The following is a 24,558-nucleotide window of genomic DNA, read 5'->3' as shown; positions in this document are numbered from 1 at the left end:
CTGTAATGACTACCTTTATCATTCTCTGGTTGGGGCAATTATTTTCCTCTGTGGGTAGTAATATGACTTATTTTGCCCTGACTCTGTGGGTATGGCAAAAAACCGAATCTGCTACGGCTGTTGCTCTTATCCTTGTTTTTTATCAATTACCTCAAGTAATCATTACTACCTTTGCGGGTATTTTAATCGATCGAATTTCCCGAAAACAATTACTAATTATCAGTGATACGGGTTCAGCTTTTTGTACTATTTCCGTGGGTATTCTAGCATTTTTGGGGATTCTCCAACTGTGGCATATTTATCTGATTGCTTCGATTATTGGTTGCTTTGGTAATATTCAATCTCTAACTTATTCCACCCTTATCCCTCTGATTGTGCCTGAAAAACATCATACCCGTGCTAGTAGTATGGGATCGATGATAATTTATGGTGCGAGTATTATCTCTCCTGCCTTAGCTGGAGTCTTGTTTCCCTCTGTGGGATTGTTTGGCATTACTTTAATTGATATGGCAACCTTTAGCATTGCCCTGATTACGGTATTAGTTATTAATAATATCCCTAACCCCCTAAAACCAAAAGATGAACATAAAGAAAATATCCCTCACATTAAAAACTTAACCTTTGGCTTTCGTTATATCTATTCTCACCCTGAGTTGTTATCAATGGTAATTATGGTATCTTTATTTAGCTTTTTGAACGATATTAGCGAAACCTTATATCAACCGATGATTTTGGCAAAAACTAATGGAAATACACAAATTTTGGGTATGGTAGTGGCAGGAGGAGGCATTGGCGGAATTGTGGGGGGAATTGTTATTAGCATTTGGGGAGGATTTAAACAACGTAGTAAGGGTATTTTTACAGGTTTTATGGGTACGGGATTAAGTACATTGATTTTAGGATTGACTTCTATTCCTAGCCTTTGGATTGTAACAAAATTTGCATGGTCATTTCATAACCCCTTGATTATGAGTTCTTATATGGTAATGTGGTATGAAAAAATATCTATAAAAATACAAGGGCGAGTATTAGCCGCAGATTACCTTATCGGTATAGTCGTAGGAACTTGTGCCAGTTTAACCGCAGGGATTTTAGCCGATCGCATTTTTGAACCTTTAGTGCAATCACAATTGTCCTTTCCTTCCGGTAGTGGTATGGCTTTATTAATAGGAATAAGTGCAATTATAATTATTTTAGTTAGTAGTAAAGTTGTAAATTTTCTTGATTAGTCAAAAATTAATTCAATTAGAAATTAACACCTAAACCTTAAAACCTATACATCATCTATTATATTTAGATTTTATTTGCTAAAGATTATTAATTAATGTAAGATGTGAATTGATAATAAAATCAATAAACAAAAAGTCACTAATAGTAAATCGACTCTGCATTAGTCTTGAATGTCACATCAGAAAGCAGAAACAAGCATTATGAAAACGAAAAATCTCTTATTCACATCCTTGCTTAGTGTCATCATCAGTCAAGTTGCTATGACACCATTACCCGTTTTTGCCAATACTATCACCCTTCCTGATGGTGGAAAATGCGAAGGTACCATTTCTGCAGGAAATCTCAACGGTGAGGGTAAATGTACTTTTAGTAATGGCGATCGTTACGAGGGTAATTTTGTCGATGGTGAAAAGCAGGGTAAAGGAAAATATACTTTTGCAGATGGTGGTTACTATGAAGGGGAATTTCAAAATAGTCAATTTCAAGGGCAGGGGATAAGAGTTTTCCCTCAAGGAGATAAGTATGAAGGAGAATTTAAACAAGGTAAGCCAGAAGGTAAAGGGGTTTATACCTCCGCCGATGGTAGTAAGTATGAAGGGAATTTTGTCAACGGTTTACCCCAAGGAGAAGGTAAATTTATCTATAGTAATGGTGATAGTTGCGCTGGAATAGTGACGGATGGTAAAATTAGTGATCAGAGCATTTGTACTTATCAAAATGGTGATCGATATGAGGGGATATTAGTCGATAATCAACCCCAAGGAGAAGGAATTTATACCTTTGCCGATGGTGGTAGTTATCAAGGCACTTTTCAAGGAGGAAGAATCACAGGTAAAGGGATGCGGAAATATGCCAGTGGTGATAATTATGAGGGACAAATAAAAGATGGTATTCCTCATGGCAAGGGAATCTATAAATTTAGTGACGGGGGAGTGTATGAGGGAGATTTTGAGAATGGGAAACAAGTAGGCAAGGGTATTTATAAATTTGCTAACGGTAATCGTTACGATGGTGAATTTGTTAATGGGCAATTTGAGGGTAAGGGAATCTTCACCTTTGCTAATGCTGATGTCTGCCAAGGTACATTCAAAAATAATCAGTTAAATGGTAATGTTATTTGTGATTATGCCAACGGTGACACCTACAAAGGAGAGTTTGTTAACGGTAAGAAAAATGGTAGGGGAGTTTATAATTTTGCTGATGGCACGGTAATTGATGGTAATTGGAAAGATGATCAACCTATTTAAAAATAGTTTAATTTATACCTCAATCAATAATTTTGGCTCTTCTACAGTAGTTATGATAAATTACTGGAAAATAATCCCTCAAACATGCTTTTTAGTATTGATCTAGCTTTTGTTGTGAGGTTAGGAGATTCGATCGAGCTATAATTTAAGATAAAAAAGACTTATTGATACTTTTTATTATTCTAAATATAAGTGAAAATATTACATTTAAGCGATATACATTTAGGCAGTAGTTTCAGTCATGGAAAAATAAACCCTGAAACTGGTTTAAACACAAGACTAGAAGATTTTATCCACTGTTTAAGTATAGCCATTGATCGAGCTATCAATGATAAAGTAGATTTAGTTTTATTTGGGGGAGATGCTTTTCCTGATAGTACTCCTGCACCATATATTCAATCAGCTTTTGCCAGTCAATTTTGCCGTCTAGTGGAAGCACAAATTCCGACAGTTTTGTTAGTAGGAAATCATGATCAACATACTCAGGGAAATGGCGGGGCTAGTCTTTCTATTTATCACACTTTGGGAGTTCCTAACTTTATTGTAGGAGAAAAGCTACAAACCCATTTAATCAAGACAAAATCGGGAAAAATTCAAGTCATTACTTTACCTTGGTTAACTAGAAATATTTTGCTTACTCGTCCTGAAACAGAGGGATTATCAGCAGAAGAAATTAACCAATTATTAATTCAAAAAATTGAACCTATTTTAGAAGCACAAATAAGAAAGTTAGATACTAATATTCCAACTATTTTATTAGCTCATGTAATGGCAGAAAGAGCAAATTTAGGAGCTGAAAGATATTTAGCTGTAGGTAAAGGGTTTCAAATTCCTTTATCTATCTTAATACGTCCTGAATTTCAATATGTGGCTTTAGGTCATGTTCACAAACATCAAAATTTAAACAAAAAAAATAATCCTCCTGTTGTTTATCCCGGTAGCATTGAAAGAGTAGATTTTTCAGAAGAAAAAGAAGAAAAAGGCTATGTTTTAATTAATATTAATAATAAAGAAGTTAATTGGGAATTTTGTTGTTTACCTGCTCGTCCTTTTGTTACGATCGAAGTAGATATTAGCGAAAGTTCTACTCCACAATTACATCTTTTAAAAGCCATTGAAAAACATAATATTGAAGATGCAGTAGTGCGTTTAATTTATAAAGTTCGATCGGAACAACTAGAGTTAATTTCTAAAAATGAAGTTAAATCAAAATTATCTGATGCTCATACTTATACCATAAAAACAGAGTTAGTAACCCAATTAGCTCGTCCTCGGTTGCCAGAATTAGGCATTGGTAACAGTTTAGATCCTCTTTCGGCTTTATCTACTTACCTCAAAAATCGAGAAGATTTACGAGATATTGTCCCAGATATGTTAACCGCCGCCGAAACACTTTTATCCTCAGATTGGGATATTTCGATCGTACAAAATGAATAAAAAAAAAGAGAATTATCAACTGTCAATTATTCATTCCCGATTCCATACCCTCACCAAAAAACTTTTTCAGCAACCCCTAATTAAGTTTAATACCTAAAACTTGAGTATAAGCCCCTTTAGCCTGAGTAACTCCGATCGTGCGTTGAGCCGCTTCGATCATTGGTCGTCTTAAACTTACCACAATAAATTGAGCTGATTTTGCTTGTTGTTGAATCATTTTTGAGAGTTTTTCCACATTAGCACCATCTAAAAACATATCGACTTCATCAAAAGCATAAAAAGGTGAAGGACGGTATCTTTGCAAAGCAAAAATAAAACTTAAAGCCGTCAAAGATTTTTCGCCTCCAGACATCGAACTTAATCTTTGTACTGGTTTTCCTTTAGGATGTGCAACTAGAGTTAAACCACCATTAAAAGGGTTATTTTCATCCTCTAATTTTAAGTAACCATCCCCCTCAGAAAGAGTAGCAAAAATAGTTTTAAAGTTTTCATTAACGGCAGTAAAAGATTCTTTAAATGCTCTTAATCTTAAAGTAGTAAAATTTTCTACTCGTAATAATAATTCTGTCCTTTCTCCGGCTAAAGTTGTCAATTTTCCTGACAATTCTTCTAGTCTTTCTTGATTTTTTTCATACTGTTCTAAAGCTAACATATTAACAGGCTCAAGAGCCTCTAATTTTTTCTCCCCTTTACGAATTTCTCGCTTAATTTGTTCTAGTTGATCTTGCAAACTATCAAAGGTAATTTTATTATTAATTTCGCCACTTTCTGTATTATTAACTAACCAAGGAATTTCTGGTAAAGGATTGGGTAAATCTTGCCTAACTTCTTCTATCTGTAAAGTTAATTCATTTAATTTAGTCTGAGATTCTTGATGTTGTAAAACTAACTTTTCCAAACTCCACTGTAATTGTTGTTGTTCATTTTCTAATTTTTTAACAAAATTTTCTTGTTGATTTCTTTCTTGTTTAATTGTTTCTAATTTTTGAGCTAATTCTTGAAAAAGATTTTCATATTTACTAATATCTTCATCAATAAGAGTTAATTCTTCTGTTAACTTAACCTTATCTTCCTTAACTTGATTTTCCTGTGTTAATAAACTATTAATCTTCTCGTCTCCTTCCTCAATTTTTATCTGTAAATCTTCATTTTTATTTATCAATCGTTGTAAATTTTGTTGATTTTCATTAAAAGTAGATTGTCTTTCTTCCAATAACAATTCTTGTTGATTAATTATCTGCTGTAAATTTTGCCATTCTTTATTATCATAGCTAGATTCTAACTCTTTTAATTCTTCCTGTTTTAGTGTTAATTTCTCTTGTAATAAAGGTATATTTTGCTCAATTTTAGTTAATTCTTGTTTCCCGTTAACTAAATTTTGATAATTATTAGCATTAGACTCAATAATTTTTTCTTTCTCTTTTTCTAAACGGCTAATTTCCTGCTGACATTGTTCTAACATTAACTGTTTTTTCTGTCTTTTTTGTCTTTCTTGATTTAATTCTTCTGACCACTGCTTGACAAAGTGCTTTTTTTCTGATATTTTCAAACTAAGATGGATAATTGTGTCTTCGATTTCTTTAATACGATCGCTCAATAAAAGAACTTCCTTACTTTCCGTTGATGATACTCTACCAAATTTTAAGCTCGATCGAGAAGAAACACTCCCCCCTGTCATAGCTCCACTAGGTTCTAATAATTCTCCCTCTAAAGTAACAATACGCCCTTGTCCCATCAAACGTCGTGCCGAATCTAAGTCTTCAAAAATAACAGTATTGCCAAAAACATAAGCAAAAATTCCCTGATACTTAGACTCAAACTTAACTATATTAACAGCTAAATCAATAAAACCTTTTGCTTGAGAAATGTCTCTGGAAATGTTTAAACGAGGAGATTGTATCTTATTCAAAGGCAAAAAAGTTGCCCTTCCTGCGGAATGTTGCTTTAAAAGTTTAATACCCATTGCCGCTATGGAATCATCCTCCACCACGATAAATCCTAAACGACTTCCTGCCGCAATTTCCAAAGCCAGTTGATAAGCCGAATCCACTTCCCCTAATTGTGCAACTAAACCACATACCCCCGGCAAATCTGAATTAAGAATAATTTTACTGCCATAAGTACCTTGGGCTTCTTGTTGTGCTTGTTTAGTTGCTTCTAACTTGTCTAACTGTCGTTGCTTTTCCCGTTGCTCAATTTGTAAGCGATTAATGGTATCTTGATTTAAAGAAATTTCTGCCTCAATTTTTGCTAATTTTTCAGCTAATATTTGAATATTTGCTTCTGAATTCTGATTTTCTGCGGTTAAAAGGGAAATTTGTCCAACTTTACTATTAATATCTTCTTCAAACGTAGTTAATTGCTCATTTTCATTTTTTATCGTTAGCTGTAATTTTTGGCATCTTTCTGTTAATAATGCTTGTTGAGTCAGTAAAGGATTTAAGTCTTTTTGCACAATACTAATTTCTTGGTTTAGTGTTGTTTGTTGAGTTACCCATGCTTGAGATTGAGAGGCAATTTCTTGGGCTTGTTTTTTATAACTATCTAACTCAGTTTTAACTAAAATTTTGTTTCTTTCTGACTGAGGAATTATTTCTGTTTGCAAATGCTCAATTTTTATCAATAAATTCTGTAATTCCTCTTGATATTCTTTCCTTTTTTTTCTGATTTCTTCTTGTTTGATGGTAATGTCTATCTCTAATTTTATTGATTCTTCTAATCTTTGCTGTAATTGTTGTTGCTTTCCCTTTTGGATGGCTAAACGAGAAGCAACACTAATTTGTTCTTCTTCTCCTAATGCCTTAACTTCTTGATTTAATTTTATTAACTCAGTTTTATTTTGACTAATTTTATCTTTTATTTTATCTAATAATTCAGTTTTTTTAACCTGTTGACTTTCTAATTCCAATAACTGGGATTCTATCTCTTTTTTTTCTTGTTGTAAATAACGCCAATTAATAACTATTTGCCATTGTTTCTTTTCGTGAATTTGTGCTTTTAACTTTTGATATTTTGCCGCTTTTTCTGAATCCTGTTTCAATTTGGCACTATTTTCTATTAACTCGTCTTGGATAATATGACACTTCTCTTCTCTCTCCTTCACTGCTTCTAAAGTAGTTTTTGTTTGCTCAATTTTTCGATCGAACTCTGCAACTCCGGCTAATTCATCTATAATCTCTCTTCTCTCTTTTGTATTCATGGTAATGATACGGGTAACGTCTCCCTGTAAAACCACGTTATAACCTTCAGGATAAATTCGCAGACGGTTTAATTGTTCATGCAATTCATTAGCAGTACATGGACTGTCATTAAGATAGAAAGTTGAGGCATAACTTCCTCCTTTTGTCACCCGCAAACGTCTAGTTACTTTTAACTCTGACAATAAGTCTAAATTTATTTTATTTTCGTACTTAGTTTCTTCATTATCACTGTTCTCATTTAGCTGATTTTCTAAAAAATTATCATTATAAAAATTTTCTTTTTCTTCATAAATATTATTATTAATATCTTGATTATTCTCTAATAAATTATTATTTAATGTACCTAAATTTTCCAAATCAAAGGTAACAGAAACGACAGTCTCCATCACTTTTCCATTACTATTTTGACTATTATTTATCAAATCTGGTAATCTTTCTGCTCTCATCCCCTTAGAACTAGCTAAGCCTAAACAAAATAACAACGCATCTAAAATATTAGATTTTCCTGAACCATTAGGCCCAGAAATGACTGTAAATCCGGGCAAAAAAGGAACAGAGTTATTACCACCAAAAGATTTAAAACGGGATAATTCAACACGCTTAACAAATACCATAGGATAATTAGAAATGAGGAATTGAAATAACAAAAAAGCTAAATAAATAGCAGATAAAAAGATAAATATTTAGGCTTTTCGACTTTTATTGATTATTTAATATATTAGGATTATTTCTTGTAAAATTTTGATTGATAACTCAATAACTTATCTAATATTTATAATCATTTCTTCTTTAGTTTTTCCTGACAAATACAGAAAAATAAACTAGGGCATTGCACAATTAAATAATCTTATTCATAGGGATAAACAATGACTTATCTCATAAGATATATAGCATTTCTCATAATTACAAGGTACAAATTTAAAATTTAAGTCCCCTAAAATTAGGGAATTTAGTAGGCTAGAAAGATCATATCTTATCATCTTTGATTTATTCTACACACGATCGAGTTATACTCATTAAGGTCACATCTTGAATCAATTATGTAAAAATTTAAAATACAAAATCTCTCCAATCACCTAAATAAATTTGAGAATAGTTTAAATTAATTTCTCCTTCTATCTCCTATGCTCATTAGTCAATTAGGTTTTAACAGGTTAAATAGAGACATATCGATCGAAATAGGATATATTATTAGATTGAGTATAAAATTAGTAGGTCAAGTTAAGGCATAAGCATTGTTTTCGTTTTAATGACTGAAAGACCAAAAAACATCTTTTTACCTCAATGTCCTAACTTATTATGTCCTCCTATAACCATCATTAAGGATAGATGAGTAAATTAATTCAGTATCATCCACCATCATCGGTAAATCTTCTTATGTCAACACTTTGAATTATCATCTTGGGAAAACGATTATTTTTCATGGCTACAAATTCGTTTTTCACAGGTTATCTCAAGGTAATCTTTATCTGAATCTGATTCTTTCCTTTTATGGGGATAAGGCTAACTAATTTTATTCTCAAGATTGTTTCCCTCGAAATTTAAACAAAACAACTCTATGGCTAACTAATGTTAATACTTTCCTCTCCTGTGAAGAAATTAAAAAGTTAGTCAAAAATAAAGGGAAACTACTAAGCAACGTTATTATTCATAATTGAAAGGATATAGTAAATGGAGTTTTCAATCGCTACAATACTTTCTCATCTTAGTGTAGATAAACTCGTACCGGGGAAAGTACTAGAAAAAAAATTAGGTTGTGAAGAACCAGAAGAACTCGAAAAACTACAAATCGCCCTCGATGTTTTAGAAAGGATTGGAGTAGTTACTAAAGAGTTTGGTAAATATCGCCGAGTCGTCGAAGAAGACGTGGTAGAAGCTAAATTGCGATGTTCAAGTAAAGGTTTTTGTTTCGCCATTCAAGATGAGGAAGATGCCGACGATATTTATATTCGAGAAACTCATCTTAGTAATGCTTGGAATAGCGATCGAGTCTTAGTTAAAATTATTAAAGAGGGTACTCGCCGTCGTTCTCCTGAAGGTGAAGTAAAATTAATTGTAGAAAGGGCAAATCCTTCTGTCTTAGCCAGAGTAGTGGAAGATAAAGGGGAGTATAATGCTGTACCCCTAGACGATCGACTATTATTTGAGTTAAGTTTAAAGCAGAATGGGCAACCTTTAGAAGAAGCAGTTAACCACTTAGTCCATGTGAATGTCCTTCGTTACCCTATCGGACAAAATCCCCCTTTAGGTAAGGTTATTCGAGTGTTAGGCAGTGACGCAGAAACCGCCGCCGACACCGATATTGTTTCCTCTAAACACGATTTACCTCAAGAATTTTCCGATAGAGTTTTACAACAAGCACAAAGTTTAATCTCTAATATCACCGAAACTGATTTAGAAAACCGTACAGATTTTCGAGATTTGTTAACCGTTACCATTGAGCAAGAAATCTCTAAAGAGTTAGATTTATTGATCGAAAATGCCTTTACTCTTGAAAAAACTGAAGATAATCATTGGCGTTTAGGTGTTCATATTACTGATGTTTCTCATTATGTTGAGCCTGAAACTCATCTCGATCGAGAAGCCAGAAAAAGAGGTACAAGCGTTCACTTAGGGGATAAAGTCATCGATTTATTACCCAAAGCAGTACATAAATGTTGCTCTTTGACGACAGGAAACGATCGATTGACGATGTCCGTATTACTTACCTTTGATGATAAAGGACAAGTTTTAGAATATACCATCACACCTTCTGTTATTCGGGTAGATCATCGATTAACCTATAAAGAAGTACAAGCTATGATCGGCTCAGGTACAACTAAACCAGAGTTGTCCGATACTTTACCTCTATTAAATCATCTTTTCTTTGAAATCAGTCCTCTAGTTAAAGCCCAAAGATTGCAAAGAGGCGGTTTTGACATTAGCTTAGACAATATTACTTCTTACTTTAAAGATGAAGGCCGAATTGGGGCGATCGCATCCTATGCTACTTTGCCTGTATTATCTTTAATGACAGAGTTAATGGTATTAGTCGGAAAAGTTGTAGCAGAACACTTGACAGAATTACAATTACCTGCAATCTATTGTACCCAAGCAAAACCAGACTGGGATGAGTTAGAAGACTTGCTAAAATTAGTGGCAAATTTAAAACTTGACTTTCGTTTGGAATCCGAAGACGAATTGCAATCTATTGACTACTATCACCTAATCCAAGAATTTAGTAAATCAGATTACGAAAAAGTTTTACACTACCTTTTATTAAACTCTCTTAAATCCGATAAATATTCCCAACATCCTGCACCCCATTTCGGTTTAGCTTTACCGATTTATACTCACTGTGTTTCCCCCGGACAAAGGTATATTGATTTACAAATACAAAGAGTATTAAAAGCTCTTTTTGAACATGGGCGCGATCGCCGTTATAGTCGATCGAGTAAAGGAGTTGAATTAGGCAGTAATACTTGTCATGGTCAAATCAATTGGAATGTTTTGCCTCCCAATATTCAAGCCAACCTTGAAGCGGATTTACACTCGTTAATTACCCATCTCAACGAAAGAGAAAAAATTGCTCAAGATGCGGAGACAGACTTAGCAGGATTGAAAAAAGCAGAAAAAATGAAAGACTGTACCGGTAAAGTTTTTAGTGGCTTAATTACTGGTGTTCAATCTTACGGTTTCTTTGTGCAAATAGAAGATACTCTGGTAGAAGGTTTAGTTCATGTTAGTTCATTAAAAGATGATTGGTATGAATATCGATCTCGTCATACCTGTTTAGTCGGCCGAAAAAATCGTACTGCTTATCGCTTAGGGGATAAAGTTGAAGTTGAAATCAAGAGTGTCGATTACTACCGTCAGCAAATAGACTTAGTCACCGTGCGCGGTGGTAGTAGTGCGGTTGACGAAGATTTCGAGGATTAAATAAAAACCATTAGAAATTAACAATTAACATGGGATAAATTCCACATTTACTGACAATTCCAAGAACCTTGAAAAGCTATACAATTGCTAAAATCCCCAGAAAATCGTTCTGAAAATGCTCTTTGATTACATCTGTTAGTCTCGTTGATGATTCAATTTTTCTAATTATTTGCATTAATGATAAACGACGAAAACTTGGCATAAACTGTATTGTTAATAACATTAAATAGATTATTATCTTAATTAATAATCCTGCATAAATTCCCTGTTTCCGTCATTTCATTTCGGCAATTTTCAGCCCCGATTTTAAAATTTTCCGAAACTGTTCAATAATATTGTGTGCAGTCCATATCCGCCATATTTCCGCTCCCCTCAATGATATACTACTTAAATCCATCAACAAATAACAATTACTATTACTTTTTTGAAAAAATAATAAATTTAGAGTTCCAAAAGTTGGATTTAATAATTTTTTTCTCACACAAGGTACATTAATTCCCCATTCATTTTTTCGATAATCAACTCTTTTTTTCCATTCACTTCCTTTGCCTTTAAAATTTTCCCCTTCAAACACATAACTTCCTTTTCCCGCCATAATAATTTTGGTGAATCCTAGTTCTTGTAATTGTTCTTTTAGTTGTTTTGAGACATACCACGAATCCATGAAGAAATTTCTGTATAGATTTTTTGATGACTAACACCAACCAAATCGGCTAATTGTTTGGGATTAAAACAGCCATAGGCATGACTAATTGCTAAAATCATAATTGCTTCAAATGTTTCAATTTTATGAGAGCGAAATAATTTACTAAATTTGACAAAGAAAAGCTGAATTATGTTAGACAGATAAAATCTCATGGCTTATCAAAATATTTAGAGCATTTTCATTTAAGGATATGTCTTGATTCTTAACACTTTCAGCTTTTCAGCCATTTTCAGCATTGTCAGATTAATTCTGCAATTTTATGTTTAATTTTGACTGATTGTTCCTTAATTTCTTTTTTCATTTTCTCTTTTGTTTGATCATTTTTTATCAACTCATTTCTTTTTAAAGTTAAGTCAAATATTTCCTGATTATAAAAATCTAAAGAATCAGTAATACTTGCTTTATAATTATTGCTGATTTCTTCTGCTAAATTCTCATAATTTTGTCTTACCTCATTTCTTCCTTTTTGTAATTCTTTTTCATATTCATTCCGATCACCTTCTTCTTTAAACGCCATAAACACATCAAATGCAACACCAGCAAAGGCAAAAATAGAACCAGCAACTCTAATATTTTTAGCCATGTTAAATGCACCCCAAGGTTTAAATTTGACTCCTAATGTTTTTCCAACATCATAAACAAAATTTCTCGTTGCGTTAGATGCAAAACTTCCCACACTATGAAGGGTTTTAGAGGCAACTTTTCCTGTATAATTAGAGTTTAAGTTTTTATGATTATAGGCTTTATTTTTCTTCATTTCTTCTAATTCTAATTCGATCGTTCTACCTAATGGAGAATCTTCTAATTCTTTTAATTTATTTTGAAGATCATCAAGTTCTGATTTTAAATCATTATTTATATTATTAATAATTGTTTCCGTTAATATTCTTATCTCTTGATCACAATTACTAATTTCCTCATTAATTTCATTTTCATTATGGTTTCCATCTATTTTATCACCAATCATAATTATTTCATGCTCTAATTGACCTAAAGCAGAAATATAAATATTTTTAGCTCTAGTTTGAGATGCTTTTAAAATATTTTCTTTTCTTCTCAATAACTCTAATAACTTAGGAATTAAATTTTCTTCCTGATTAAATTGATTGGATAATATTGTTAATAAATCAGACAATTTATGTAAAGGTGTAATTAATTTTGCTGATAATTTATTTTGCTCAATAAGTGTTTCTAAAGAATTCAAAAAATTATTAAAATTAGATTCTTCTAGCAAAAACTCTTTTTCATCTTCATCATTTTCGTAACGAACTTCTAAATAAGAATTAGCATCAATAAAACAAGTATAAAAATTTTGATGAAGATGAGGTTTAATCACTTCTTTAATACTTTTTAAAAGCTCATTTTTTTCTCCTGTTTCACGACTCATTTTATTAATAACTAACATCATTTGTCCAACTCTTTGCATATCATTTGCCACTCGTTTAAAAAACTCAGCACCTTGAGGATTAAATAATTCATTTGGAATAACAAAAACTAATAAATCTGAACGAGAAATTTTTTTAAGGGTGATTTCATCGTGATCATTTCTTCCAGCATAAATTCCGGGGGTATCAATTAATAAAACATCATTCCAACTATATTCTGTTACTTTATCGGTGCAAATTTCAGGGCTAATAAGAATAGCAGAATCTCCTGTTAATGATTTAATTAAAGTAGATTTTCCGGCATTATATTGTCCAATAAAAGAAATAGTTAATTTAGGTTGTTGTTGATGCTCATGCCAAAAATTATTAAAATCTTCTACTAAAATTTCAACTTCAGGATATGAATAACGATTGAGCATAGCTAAACTGGATTTAACCAAATTATTAACAGTTTCAGATTGTTGTGTAAATTTTAAATTAGACATAGTTTAAATTACCTTTAATTTTGCAATAGATTTATTATTAGTTATTGAAACTTTGTTGGATAAGCTCATAATCATTTTTTAAGTTATTAAGTTGTGTTTTTATTTCCTGTTCAGCTATGCAAATTTGTTGATTAATAAAAGATAGTTCTTTCCTAGACAATTCTAAAGGAGATAAAATATCCTTTTCAATTTCTTGTAGTCTTGATTTCACTTCTTTTTTTAGTTTACTAATTAATTCTTTTTCTTGATTATTTACTTTTATAAGTATCTCATTTTTAGTATTTTCTTTTTGTTGATTAAATTTTCTTTTTTCATCATCTTTAACCTTATCAGAAAAGAAATTAAAAATCATATTTCCAACGGCGAAACCTGCACTAATAACCCATGCAGCAGGATTGAAAATAATTACTCCTGCACCTATTGCTCCTAATATTACACCTAAACCTTTAAGTACATTTCCAAATATTCCTTTATCAAAGTTATCAAAATTAATATTAAATTTGATATTCTCGGTATCATAACTATATTCTTGTTCAAATTCTGACAATTTTTCTTTCAATTCTTTTATAGTTGCTTGAAATATTATTTTGATAGATTCTTCTAGTTTATTTTTTAATCTATTTTCTTTAGCTTTCCATTGTTCTTTAGCATCTCTGTTTGATACTGAATATTCAATAAAAGCTGGAATTTCTTGTTTAAATTGACTAAATATAATCTTTATTTTACTGTCAATTTTTCTATCAGTATCTTTCATAAAATCAGCAAATAATTTTTTAACTTCTTTTTCTTTTATTTGCAATAAATTAAGCTGAGAATCAATATCTTTTTGAATATTTGATAATTGGTTTTTTATTTTTTCAATAAATTTTTTTGTCCCATCAAAAAAAGTAGAAGCTCGTCTTTCATTGCCATTATTATAAATGTCTTGTTCTATTACTGAATAAACCTGATCTAATTGACTTAATTTCCATAATTCAGATTTATATTGTTTATATTCAGGTAAATTACTTAAAAATCCTGCCCTTGCTTGAATATCTATAATTTGAACTTGATCAATATGCAAATGTTCACTAACATATTTTTGAATATGATGATGATGTCCTGATAATCTTTCCTCATTAAAAGTTTTTTCTGGCTTGGTTAAAAATCGATTTAATTGTGCTTCTGTTTCTAATTTAGCTTTAACATTTAAAAGAACAATAAAAGGCTTATTTATTTTAGTTAGCCTTGCCATTTCTTCAAATTCTCCGGGTTGCACAGAATCATCGCTAGTAAGGAATAATACCATATCCGCTTCATCCACTTTGTTAATCGCCTTATCGGTGTCTTTTTCTCCCCCATAGGCTTCAATACCGGGGGTATCAATCAATCGTAGATCATTCCATCTATATTCGTGGACATCTCTGGTGGTGCGTTGCCCTCCTTTACCGATCGTGTTACCATCTCCATTAGTTAAGGCTTCTCGAATAGTGCTTTTTCCTGCCCTCGTACGTCCAAATAAAACAATACTATAATCTTCTAAATTTTGTTTTTTCTTAGCTAAAGATAATTTTAATTCGTCAATATCTTTATTCAAAATCTGTTTAATAGCTGAGATAACTTTATCAAATGATTTTTCTAGCTCTTTATTTTTATATTGATTTGATATAGAGATTTTTTTATCTAAACTACTTATGAGATTTTGTATTATGTACTTAATTGTATTGCTATATTTTAAAGTAATTTCATAAGATTTATGGGCAGTATTTGTACAAGATTTTAAAGCCCATTGAAACTCTAAAGGATAAATTGTTTTTTTCGGATATTTTAACTTTAGTATTTCCTTCTTCTTATTATTTATCTCAACTTTTACAGATAATTGCTCTAAAACATTTGTTTGTTTTTGTCTAATTTTTTCGTTAATAAAATTGTTAATATCTTGACGCAATAAATCAACTCCTCGAATGTCCATTTTTGGACTATTTTCTGTGGGATTATAACCTCTTGTGCAAGTCAAATAAATTTTATCAACATTAAGATAATTAGCCCATTGAGATACTGTATAATTTATCCAATCAAAAAAGCAATTATCCCATTTATCCATACCATTTAAAACAACAAATATATTAGACTTATAGATACTTAGTTTTTGAAAAATGTATTTGTGTCCATACACTGGATAACCGTCAATCACAAGAATTATTAAGTCTATATCATTGATTATATTGACAATTTTATGAATTTCAAAATATTCATTATGAATAGGAGGAGTATCAATTAAATAAACATCATCATTAAAAAATTTTTGAATGACAAAATCTTTTGTAAGGTGAGTTTGTATTCCTACTTTGGTGACTTCTAAGGCTTCCCTACGACTTAATTTTAATAAAGCATTCATTAACGAACTTTTCCCCGTGTTACCCCTTCCCATAATGGCGATATTGAAGGTTTGGGATAAATCGATGTTGTCTAGCATATTAAAAACTCCCTAGATAAGTAAAAATACTTAGTTTGATCGAGATGGAAAGTAAATATATTTCTTCTCTATATAATTATCAGTCTGACTTTTGGAATTTATGCAAAATTAATTAACAAATCAAAAAAATTTTTCCGTATTATAATATTGCGTTTAATTTTTAGCACCTATATGTATCAAATAAAATACACTTAATAACACAACAAATGTATAGATAAATCTTTACCCACTGCTAAACAATAACAAGTAAAAGTTTATTTAGATTAGATCCGACGGTAGAGATGCCTTAGAATGAATCAAGTAATTTGAATGTATTAAAAGAAGGTATTTTTGTCAAGTCTTTTCAAAAAAGTCCCAAATGAGTTCGATGAAAATCGATTTTATTTTTAATTTTTGGCGAAGGTATTGATTTAAGATAAAATTATTTTGATTGAAATATATTATTTTCCTTTATGAAAGAAAAGTTATTAACGTGGCTCGATCGTTTTTTAGTAGCTGATGTTTTCTTAGTTATTATCGCCTTTTTTTGGTTTGCGATCGCACTTATAGGACGTTCTATGGGAATACCTTTGGGATGGGATATATGGTATCAATTATGGACACCAGTATTTAACCCTGCCATTGGCATTTTATTTACAGGGGCGTTATTTAGTTGGCTGATCAAAAAAATAGGACAAATGACGAAACAACAGTAATCTTAAATGATTTGTGATAGATTAAATGTTAATTATAAAATGCAAAATCTTTTATTTTTTTACACCTAATATCTTTTAACAGCATTTTTTCTACACAATTCAAATAAGACTACTATAGAAGATTAGGGAAATAAAAAGTTACTAAAATTGAAGGCTAATATTCCTCTGAAAAACCATCATTTTCTTTTTTATCTATCCGCCAGTCCTCATTTTCTCCTCCAATAATAAACTGACTAATTCCGACATATTCTTTGCCTAATTCCCTAAGTGCATTAATTAAAATATCGATACCGATTAAATCGCTAGTACCTAAATCAAACCAACATCTTCCCCAATTACTTAAAAATTCAAATTCTCCCATATTGTGCATAGGAGACATCATCGAATTTTCTGCTAAATCATGGTCATAATCCATATAACTAATATCAATACCTAAGTCTTGTATTTGTAAATTTTCTGCATTAAATCCTCCTAATTTACCTAAATAAAACCATGAATTAAATAATTCTTCTATATATTGTTTTTCCATTTCTGATGGTACATGATCAAATTCTATCCAAAACCATATATCAAAAGGGTTAAATTCTCTAAATTTTATTTCCATTTTTTAAGTTATTTAAACACTAAAATTACTAAGTAAATTAAATGAATGTTGAAAAATATTTTATCTTTATTTCTTAAATCAAATTGTCCTCTTTGTCAACGATCGACTGATGATATTATTTGTCGATATTGTGAACAAAAATTACGATGTTGTCAACTCACCAATTATAAACAATTTAGTCGTCAAAATTATTTACTATTTTCATGGGGTAAATATGACGATTATTTAAAAAGATCGATCGCTGCCTTCAAATATGATAAAAATAGAGAAATAGGCGAATTATTTGGTAGATGGTTAGGAGAGGCGTGGTTACAATCGGGAAATAAAAAAACTTATCCAAAATTAACCGTCATACCAATACCGTTACATTCTGAAAAATTGAAAATGAGAGGATTCAATCAAGCTGAATTAATTGCCCAAAGTTTTTGCCATATAACAGGCTATGCAATCAAAACAGAATTATTAATAAGAGTAAAAAACACAGAGGCTATGTTTAGCTTAACTCCTCAACAAAAAAAAGCAAATATAGATAAAGCCTTTCGTATCGGTAAAGATTATCAGAAAATCAACAAAACTCAAGAAATTCTTATGATAGATGATATTTATACCACTGGTACAACTGTAGATGAAGGAATAAAAGTATTAGTTAATGCAAAATTAAAACCTCTTGGAGTCGCAACAGTTTCTTTGACAAAATATAGAGAATAGAAAATTTGGACTTTTTCTCGTTTCATCATTACAAATAATCCTAAAGGAATCTTAAAATTTATATTTGACTGTCAAAATTGCACTTCGTAAAGGGAATAATAAGTACCTAGGCAAAATTAATTGTATATTTTGAACCAAAGTTTATAAGAATATTTTCTACTCCTTTTACTAAATCTAAATAACTTTTATAACAGGAGTTCTCTAACCATTTATATTTCATAAATCTCCACAGTATTTCTATTTTGTTTAATTGTGGTGAATAGGGTGGTAGAAAGAATATTTTTAATCCTTTTTTTTCCCATTCTTCTTCTTTATTCCAGAATTTTTTATTTTGGTGAATCGAGGCATTATCCATTACTAATACTGTTTCCTTCTTTATTTTTTTACTCAAGTTATCTATACAAGCTATCACGACATCACTATTGATTGATGACTCAAATACATAGCTTTCTAACTCATTATTTTTTTTCATAAATCCTAACACATTTAATCTTTTACTTAGGCTACTTTCTCTTTCTATTTTTCTCCCTTTTTCTTGCCATCCATAAGGTAAACAAGGTACTAAACTAAATCCACTTTCATCACCATAATATATATCTATTTTTCCTTCATTTTCTGCTCTTTTTAGTTGCTCTAATTGTCTCTTTTTTTGTTGGTATAATTCAGGGCATACTTCCCCTTTTACCCTTTTCTTGAACCGATACCACCCCATGCCCTTTTTTTTTGCTAATCTTTTTATCGTATCTTTGCTTATTTTTATCTCCCACTCATTTTCTATTTTTTCTTGAACTATCTTTAAGGTTTTTGGATGAGATTTTATCCATTCTTTTACTTTTAATTCTTGTTGCTCATTTAAAGTTGATTTTCTTCCTCTTCCCTTCAAGCTATATAATCCATTTAAACCATTTTTTTCCCAATTATTAAGCCAATTATAAATTGTATTTCTACTAATATTTAATATTAACATTATTTGAGTAATTTTATAACCTTGATAACTTAACAAAATCGATTTTGCTCGATGTCTAACTTGATAGTATTTACTTTTTTGTTCAATAGTCTTTAATAACTGTTGTGTTTCTGGAGCTAATCTGGTAACAAATCGCATTTTTTATCCTTGATTTACTTATTTTTCATATTTTTAGCAGATTTTAAGCTACATTAATTATTTTTAAATATAAATAAAACTTTTGTATATTACTTTTTGATTTTATTAAATTTATTTTAATGTTATAATTATACAATTAATTCTGCCCACTTACTTATTAACTGGGGGAAAATATCCAAAAACCAAAAGTTATTTTGCAACATCAAACTATATTTTAGCAAGTATAGAATAGTTCGATCGAGACGATACTCTAAGAGTAAGAAACACTTAGTTGTCTTTGATTGATAGACGTTGTCGAGACGAGAAATAAGGGAAATTAAATTTATGTAAAAGTTAACAAAGAATCTCATTGCGGAAAAAAGACAATGATGATCAACTCTACAACAACGTCTAAGCAAGATTAAGCATTTTTGAATAATTGTTTCATTAAGTTATCTTTCACCATCATTTGACGAAATACCTCAATTAAATATTCTTGAGCTTGTTCTTGACTTAACTTTTTAACTTGATCTTTTAGAACTTCCAACTTAAATTGTTGTTCTAAACTTAATGCAGAAGGTGTTTCCATTAGCTTTACTCCTCAATTAATCCGTCAGATAATAATTAACCTAACATATGGATATTAAAACTGCAACTTTGTCAAGTGTTCTGTCTAAATTGTTACTTTTTTTAACATTTTTTTTGAAAAACGATAAGACAATGATTCTAAACTACTTGAATTTGATGAAAAAACCTTTTAGAATCAAGGTTTACAAGTTTTTGTAAGATTAACAATTCTAATTTGTAAAATGTTAATAAATAGAAAAAATTATGAAGATATATCCGTGAATGAGATTTTTAACACAAATAAATTTTAAAATTTTTATTTTTCTCAGGAGATAAAAAGGAAAAGGACGTAAATGTGTTATTCTGACGGGCTAATTTATAAATTAAAAGTGTAACAATTTGTTTACTTTTTTTAAACTATCGCATATTATGTAAATTTAAGTTAAGATTAGTTATTTAATAATAATCATAATAAGCATTTATACTCAATGAAAACTGAAATTAAAAATACCAACTATAACATACAACAGTTACAAAAAGCCTATCAAGCAGATCAACAACTCAAATATATGAGTTTAGAGGCAGAATTAGAACTACTTTTACATCAAATTCAGACGGGAAAAGCCCATAATAATTAGGGGTTAGGAATTAGAAATTAGGAATTAAGAATTATATACAGCATATTTTCCTAATCTTGGTAAAGTGATCTAGTGATCTATTGAAAAGGAGAAGATAAAATTGTTGACATTAGGAGTTAATATTGACCATGTAGCGACTATTCGTCAAGCTAGGCGGACTGTTGAACCTGATCCCGTTTCTGCCGCCGTGTTAGCAGAATTAGGAGGGGCAGATGGTATTACTACTCATTTACGAGAAGATAGACGACATATTCAAGATCGAGACGTGCGTATTTTAAGAGAAACTGTTCGTACTCATCTTAATTTAGAAATGGCGGCTACTGATGAAATGATCTCGATCGCACTAGAGATAAAACCAGACTATGTTACCCTAGTACCTGAGAAAAGAGAAGAAGTAACAACAGAAGGAGGGATCGATATTGTTAAAAACCTGAACAGATTTACTGCCGTTGTTGACAAATTGCAGTCTGCTGATATTCCAGTGAGTTGGTTTATTGATGCTGATGAGGCACAAATTGAGGCAGCCGCTAAAACTCAGGCTAAATTTATTGAGTTACATACTGGTAAATATGCCGATGCACTGAAAGAAGAAGCTAGACAAAAAGAGTTAATTGCTTTACAAAAAGGTACAAAACAGGCTTTAGACTTGGGGTTGAGGGTTAATGCAGGTCATGGTTTAACCTATTGGAATGTTTATCCTGTAGCTTGTATTCCGGGAATGGAAGAATTGAATATCGGTCATAGTATAATTAGTAGAGCAGTGTTAGTTGGTTTAGAACGTGCCGTTAAAGAAATGAAACAGGCAATGTTCAACAATTAGCAATATATCATTAACAATTGACAATAAAATTTACTTTCTTTCTCAATAATAAAAATTGATTTATGACTACTTATTATTATCTTGTAGCTAGTGAAAAATTTTTAACTAGCGATAGTGAAAACTTACACGAAATTTTAGACGAAAAACATAGAGTTTATAAAGAAAAAGATAAAGAAATTGACTTTTGGTTCATCAAGCAACCTGCTTTTTTAGATGCTCCAGAGTTTAAAGAAATCAGGGCTAAATGTCCTCAGCCAGCGGCGGCGATCGTATCTTTAAATAAACAGTGGATTACTTTTTTAAAGTTACGTTTAGAGTATGTTATCACGGGTGAATTTAATGCTCCTTCTGAGACAATTCCTTCTCCTTTAGATTCTTTAGCTATAACAGTTTAACGACTAAATAGATTATTTTGATCCTCCATATTGGGGGATTTTTTTATTAAATTTATTTACTACCTCAGTTCAATGCAAAATGTATGGGTAATAGCAAGGTATTAGTTGTTAGGTATTCGGTAAATAATTGATCAAAAACTGTTAACAATTGATTTTACTTAGATTAATTTAATTAAATCATTCAATCAGATTTGGTATTTTTAGAAACTAAAACGTACCTACATCAAGATTTTTTCTCGAACTCAGGTATTTACTAAGTATCATATAAGTTTCTATGAGTTAATTCCTAAGTCCTAATTCCAAACTGAAAGTTGATCGACTATACTTGAAGTAAGACAAATTAATCATAGTAGCTTTTAAAAGTTAATGAAATATGTTCTGTTGCTACTGGGGCTGTGTCTGTGTCTGTCTATATTTTTCACGGGAAAGGAAGCTATTGCACAAAAAAATCCCGATAAAATGTTGAGAGTAGGGATTTATCAAAATAATCCAAAGGTTTTTCTTGATGAAAATGGTAAACCTTCTGGTTTTTGGGTGGAGATTATGGATGGTATTGCTAAAAGGGAAAATTGGTCAATTATATATATACCTTGTGAGTGGAATCAATGTCTCAAAGATGTAGAAAATGGTACGATCGATCTAATGGTAGATGTAGCCTATTCTGATAAACGGGATAATCTATTCGATTTTAATAATGAAGTAGTTTTGGCTAGTTGGTCTCAAGTTTATGCTCGTCCTGGTTTATCATTAAATTCTATATTAGATTTGGATGGAAAAAAAGTAGGTATTCTCAAATCAAGTATCCAAAAAGAGGTTTTAAAGGATCAAATTAGTTCTTTTGGTATTACTCCAGAATTGGTGGAAGTTGATAAATTTAATGATATTTTTGTTCTTCTTGAACAGGGAAAAATCGATGCAGGTATTGTTAATAATTTTTTTGGAAAGAAAGTTAGTCCAAATTATAATGTAGTTAAAACTAATATTTTAGTTAATCCTGCCCGTTTACACTTTGTGGTTAAAGAAAGTGATCCTAATTCTTTATTGTCAAGTATCGATCGACAATTACAAATATTAATTCGAGATCCTAACTCCATTTATTATCAAGCTATTAATGAATGGTTAGAGCCAGAAAAAAAATTAGGTTGGCCACAAATTAGAGATTTTCTCTGGAATTTAGCTATTTATGCTCCTTTTTTAGTGCTTATTTTTCTTACTTTTTGGAATTATTTTTTAAATAAAGAGATAAATCACCGTAAACGGATAGAGGTTAAGTTACAAGAAAGTAAACAAAGTTACGCTAGTCTTGCTTCTGCTGTACCTGTGGGTATTTTTCGCACTAACGCTAATCGAGAATGTATTTATATCAATAAATATTATTGTGAACTTATCGGAATCAACCCAGAAGAAGCTATGGGGCATGGTTGGGTACAAAATTTATATCCTGACGATCGAGAGACAGTTATACAACATTGGCTTGAATGTGTTGAGGAAAATAAATTATTTGAGTTAGAATATCGTTTTCAACGTCCCGACAACACCGTTATTTGGGTTTATGGACAATGTGTTGCCGAATATGATCTTCAGGGAAATATTAAAGGTTATGTGGGTACTATTACTGATATAAGCGATCGTATTCATATGGAAAAGGAATTAAAACATAACGCCCTTCATGACAAATTAACTGGTTTAGCTAATCGTGCTTTGTTGATTGAAAGACTACAGTTAGCCTTAAAAAGAGGAAAACGTTATCAAGAATATAAGTTTGCAGTATTATTTTTTGATTTAGATAACTTTAAGATAGTTAATGATAGCTTAGGACATTTGGTAGGAGATGAATTGCTAATACAAGTGGCACAATTACTCAATAGTTGTATTCGAGATACCGACATTGCCGCAAGGTTAGGGGGAGATGAGTTTGTAATTTTGTTAGAGGAAATAGAAGAAATAAAAGAAGCTGTGAGAATCGCCGACAGGATTTTAAATTCTTTGCGATCGCCTTTTATGTTATCAAATCGGGAAGTTTTTATAGGTAGCAGTATTGGCATTATTATCGGTAGTCAAATATATGATTCTCCCGAAAACTTGTTAAGAGATGCAGATATAGCCATGTATCGAGCCAAACAAAATAGTAAAGGCAAATATGTTATTTTTGATCCCACAATGCACTCTCAAGCACTGCAACGATTACATCTGGAAAATGATTTGCGTAGAGCTATTGAGACGAAAGAATTTGTGTTGTATTATCAACCAATTTTTAATATGCAAACGATGATGATAGAAGGATTTGAAGCGTTGATTCGTTGGCAACATCCCGAAAGAGGACTACTATCTCCTATGGAATTTATTGATATTATAGAAGAAACAGGGTTAATTATTCCTCTCGGTACATGGATATTAGAAAATGTCTGTAGCCAATTGGCAATATGGCAGGAAAAATTTAATAAACCTCTTAAACTTCACGTTAATCTTTCAGTAAAACAATTACAAGAATCCTTATTACCTTTACTCGACAGTTTATTCGATCGTTATTCCTTATTTAGAGATACTTTAGCATTAGAAATAACGGAAAGTATGTTAATCAAAGATCTACAAACAACTTCTTATGTATTGAATCAAATTAAAAATAAGGGAATTTCTATCAGTATTGATGACTTTGGCACTGGTTATTCTTGTTTTAGTTATTTACATCAATTACCTGTGGATACTTTGAAAATCGATCGAAGTTTTGTTAATATTTTGGAATCTGATCCTCGCAATAAAGTAATTGCAGAATCTATTATTGCTTTATGTAAATCTATTGGCATAAAATCGATCGCAGAAGGAATTGAAACAGAAGAACAAAAACAATGGTTAAAAAGTCAAGGATGTCAATTTGGGCAAGGATACTTATTTTCTCATCCTGTTTCTGTCTCCGAGGCAACGAATCTTTTAACGAGAGATAGCAAAAAGTATAATGAAGTTTAATAAATATTAAAAATTATCAA

General features: G+C 31.0%; 18 protein-coding genes. 10 read left to right on the top strand and 8 right to left on the bottom strand.

What is annotated here, in order from left to right:
- The first annotated feature begins 5 nt into the window (after positions 1-5).
- The 3 genes from GM3709_RS10500 (at position 6) to sbcD (ending at position 3,914) form a co-directional block, all read left to right on the top strand.
- The gene (locus GM3709_RS10500) at positions 6-1,229 is read left to right on the top strand and encodes an MFS transporter (protein ID WP_066118985.1); all 1,224 of its coding nucleotides are present in this window, start codon (positions 6-8) and stop codon (positions 1,227-1,229) included.
- A gap of 171 nt (positions 1,230-1,400) precedes the next feature.
- Positions 1,401-2,477 carry an MORN repeat-containing protein gene (locus tag GM3709_RS10495; RefSeq protein WP_231937549.1) on the top strand — a complete coding sequence of 359 codons (1,077 nt, stop codon included), beginning with the start codon at positions 1,401-1,403 and terminating at the stop codon, positions 2,475-2,477.
- Positions 2,478-2,669: 192 nt separating this feature from the next.
- A complete protein-coding gene (sbcD, locus tag GM3709_RS10490; RefSeq protein WP_066118983.1) occupies positions 2,670-3,914 on the top strand; it encodes an exonuclease subunit SbcD in 1,245 nt (414 codons plus the stop codon).
- Positions 3,915-3,990: 76 nt separating this feature from the next.
- On the opposite strand, the gene smc is transcribed toward sbcD, so the two are convergent.
- A complete protein-coding gene (smc, locus tag GM3709_RS10485) occupies positions 3,991-7,728 on the bottom strand; it encodes a chromosome segregation protein SMC (protein WP_066118981.1) in 3,738 nt (1,245 codons plus the stop codon).
- A gap of 1,057 nt (positions 7,729-8,785) precedes the next feature.
- On the opposite strand from smc, the gene GM3709_RS10480 reads away from it, so the two are divergent.
- The gene (locus GM3709_RS10480) at positions 8,786-11,032 is read left to right on the top strand and encodes a ribonuclease R family protein (RefSeq protein WP_066118978.1); all 2,247 of its coding nucleotides are present in this window, start codon (positions 8,786-8,788) and stop codon (positions 11,030-11,032) included.
- A 274-nt stretch (positions 11,033-11,306) separates the two neighbouring features.
- Here GM3709_RS10480 and GM3709_RS21410 read toward each other — a convergent pair whose 3' ends face one another.
- The 4 genes from GM3709_RS21410 to GM3709_RS10465 form a co-directional block, all read right to left on the bottom strand.
- Entirely contained in the window at positions 11,307-11,696 is a 390-nt protein-coding gene (locus tag GM3709_RS21410; protein WP_066118976.1) for a hypothetical protein, read from the bottom strand.
- The gene (locus GM3709_RS21665; RefSeq protein ID WP_255359656.1) at positions 11,666-11,797 is read right to left on the bottom strand and encodes a hypothetical protein; all 132 of its coding nucleotides are present in this window, start codon (positions 11,795-11,797) and stop codon (positions 11,666-11,668) included. The genes GM3709_RS21410 and GM3709_RS21665 overlap by 31 nt, the downstream gene beginning before the upstream one ends.
- A 179-nt stretch (positions 11,798-11,976) precedes the next feature.
- Entirely contained in the window at positions 11,977-13,608 is a 1,632-nt protein-coding gene (locus tag GM3709_RS10470; RefSeq protein WP_066118974.1) for a GTPase, read from the bottom strand.
- A 37-nt stretch (positions 13,609-13,645) separates the two neighbouring features.
- Positions 13,646-16,063: a GTPase gene (locus tag GM3709_RS10465; protein WP_066118972.1), complete on the bottom strand. Its 2,418-nt coding sequence runs from the start codon at positions 16,061-16,063 to the stop codon at positions 13,646-13,648.
- A 452-nt stretch (positions 16,064-16,515) separates the two neighbouring features.
- Between GM3709_RS10465 and GM3709_RS10460 the strand changes: the two genes are divergently transcribed.
- Entirely contained in the window at positions 16,516-16,758 is a 243-nt protein-coding gene (locus GM3709_RS10460) for a hypothetical protein (protein WP_066118970.1), read from the top strand.
- 154 nt (positions 16,759-16,912) lie between these two features.
- Here GM3709_RS10460 and GM3709_RS10455 read toward each other — a convergent pair whose 3' ends face one another.
- Positions 16,913-17,362 carry a DUF3531 family protein gene (locus GM3709_RS10455; protein WP_066118968.1) on the bottom strand — a complete coding sequence of 150 codons (450 nt, stop codon included), beginning with the start codon at positions 17,360-17,362 and terminating at the stop codon, positions 16,913-16,915.
- Between the two features lie 45 nt (positions 17,363-17,407).
- Between GM3709_RS10455 and GM3709_RS10450 the strand changes: the two genes are divergently transcribed.
- Positions 17,408-18,070, top strand: a complete 663-nt coding sequence (locus tag GM3709_RS10450) for a ComF family protein (RefSeq protein WP_066118966.1) — start codon at positions 17,408-17,410, stop codon at positions 18,068-18,070.
- A 106-nt stretch (positions 18,071-18,176) separates the two neighbouring features.
- Here the strand turns inward: GM3709_RS10450 and GM3709_RS10445 are convergent, their stop codons facing one another.
- Entirely contained in the window at positions 18,177-19,175 is a 999-nt protein-coding gene (locus GM3709_RS10445; protein ID WP_066117494.1) for an IS630 family transposase, read from the bottom strand.
- A gap of 400 nt (positions 19,176-19,575) precedes the next feature.
- Positions 19,576-19,743 carry an NblA/ycf18 family protein gene (locus GM3709_RS10440; protein WP_066118964.1) on the bottom strand — a complete coding sequence of 56 codons (168 nt, stop codon included), beginning with the start codon at positions 19,741-19,743 and terminating at the stop codon, positions 19,576-19,578.
- A 466-nt stretch (positions 19,744-20,209) separates the two neighbouring features.
- On the opposite strand from GM3709_RS10440, the gene GM3709_RS20695 reads away from it, so the two are divergent.
- The 4 genes from GM3709_RS20695 to GM3709_RS10425 all read left to right on the top strand — a co-directional run bounded on the left by GM3709_RS20695 (position 20,210) and on the right by GM3709_RS10425 (position 24,538).
- Complete coding sequence (locus GM3709_RS20695; RefSeq protein ID WP_173645712.1) at positions 20,210-20,359, top strand: hypothetical protein; 150 nt, start codon at positions 20,210-20,212, stop codon at positions 20,357-20,359.
- A 100-nt stretch (positions 20,360-20,459) separates the two neighbouring features.
- Positions 20,460-21,179, top strand: a complete 720-nt coding sequence (locus GM3709_RS10435; RefSeq protein WP_066118963.1) for a pyridoxine 5'-phosphate synthase — start codon at positions 20,460-20,462, stop codon at positions 21,177-21,179.
- A 62-nt stretch (positions 21,180-21,241) separates the two neighbouring features.
- Positions 21,242-21,574 (top strand): MgPME-cyclase complex family protein, encoded by a 333-nt coding sequence (locus GM3709_RS10430; protein ID WP_066118961.1) that lies wholly within the window; start codon positions 21,242-21,244, stop codon positions 21,572-21,574.
- A gap of 366 nt (positions 21,575-21,940) precedes the next feature.
- Positions 21,941-24,538: an EAL domain-containing protein gene (locus GM3709_RS10425; RefSeq protein ID WP_066118957.1), complete on the top strand. Its 2,598-nt coding sequence runs from the start codon at positions 21,941-21,943 to the stop codon at positions 24,536-24,538.
- The last annotated feature ends 20 nt before the right edge of the window (positions 24,539-24,558 follow it).

Origin of the sequence: Geminocystis sp. NIES-3709 (assembly GCF_001548115.1) — a bacterium.
Lineage (GTDB): Bacteria > Cyanobacteriota > Cyanobacteriia > Cyanobacteriales > Cyanobacteriaceae > Geminocystis.
The sequence above is the reverse complement of the archived record's forward strand: the minus strand, read 5'-3'. Positions and strand labels throughout refer to the sequence as shown.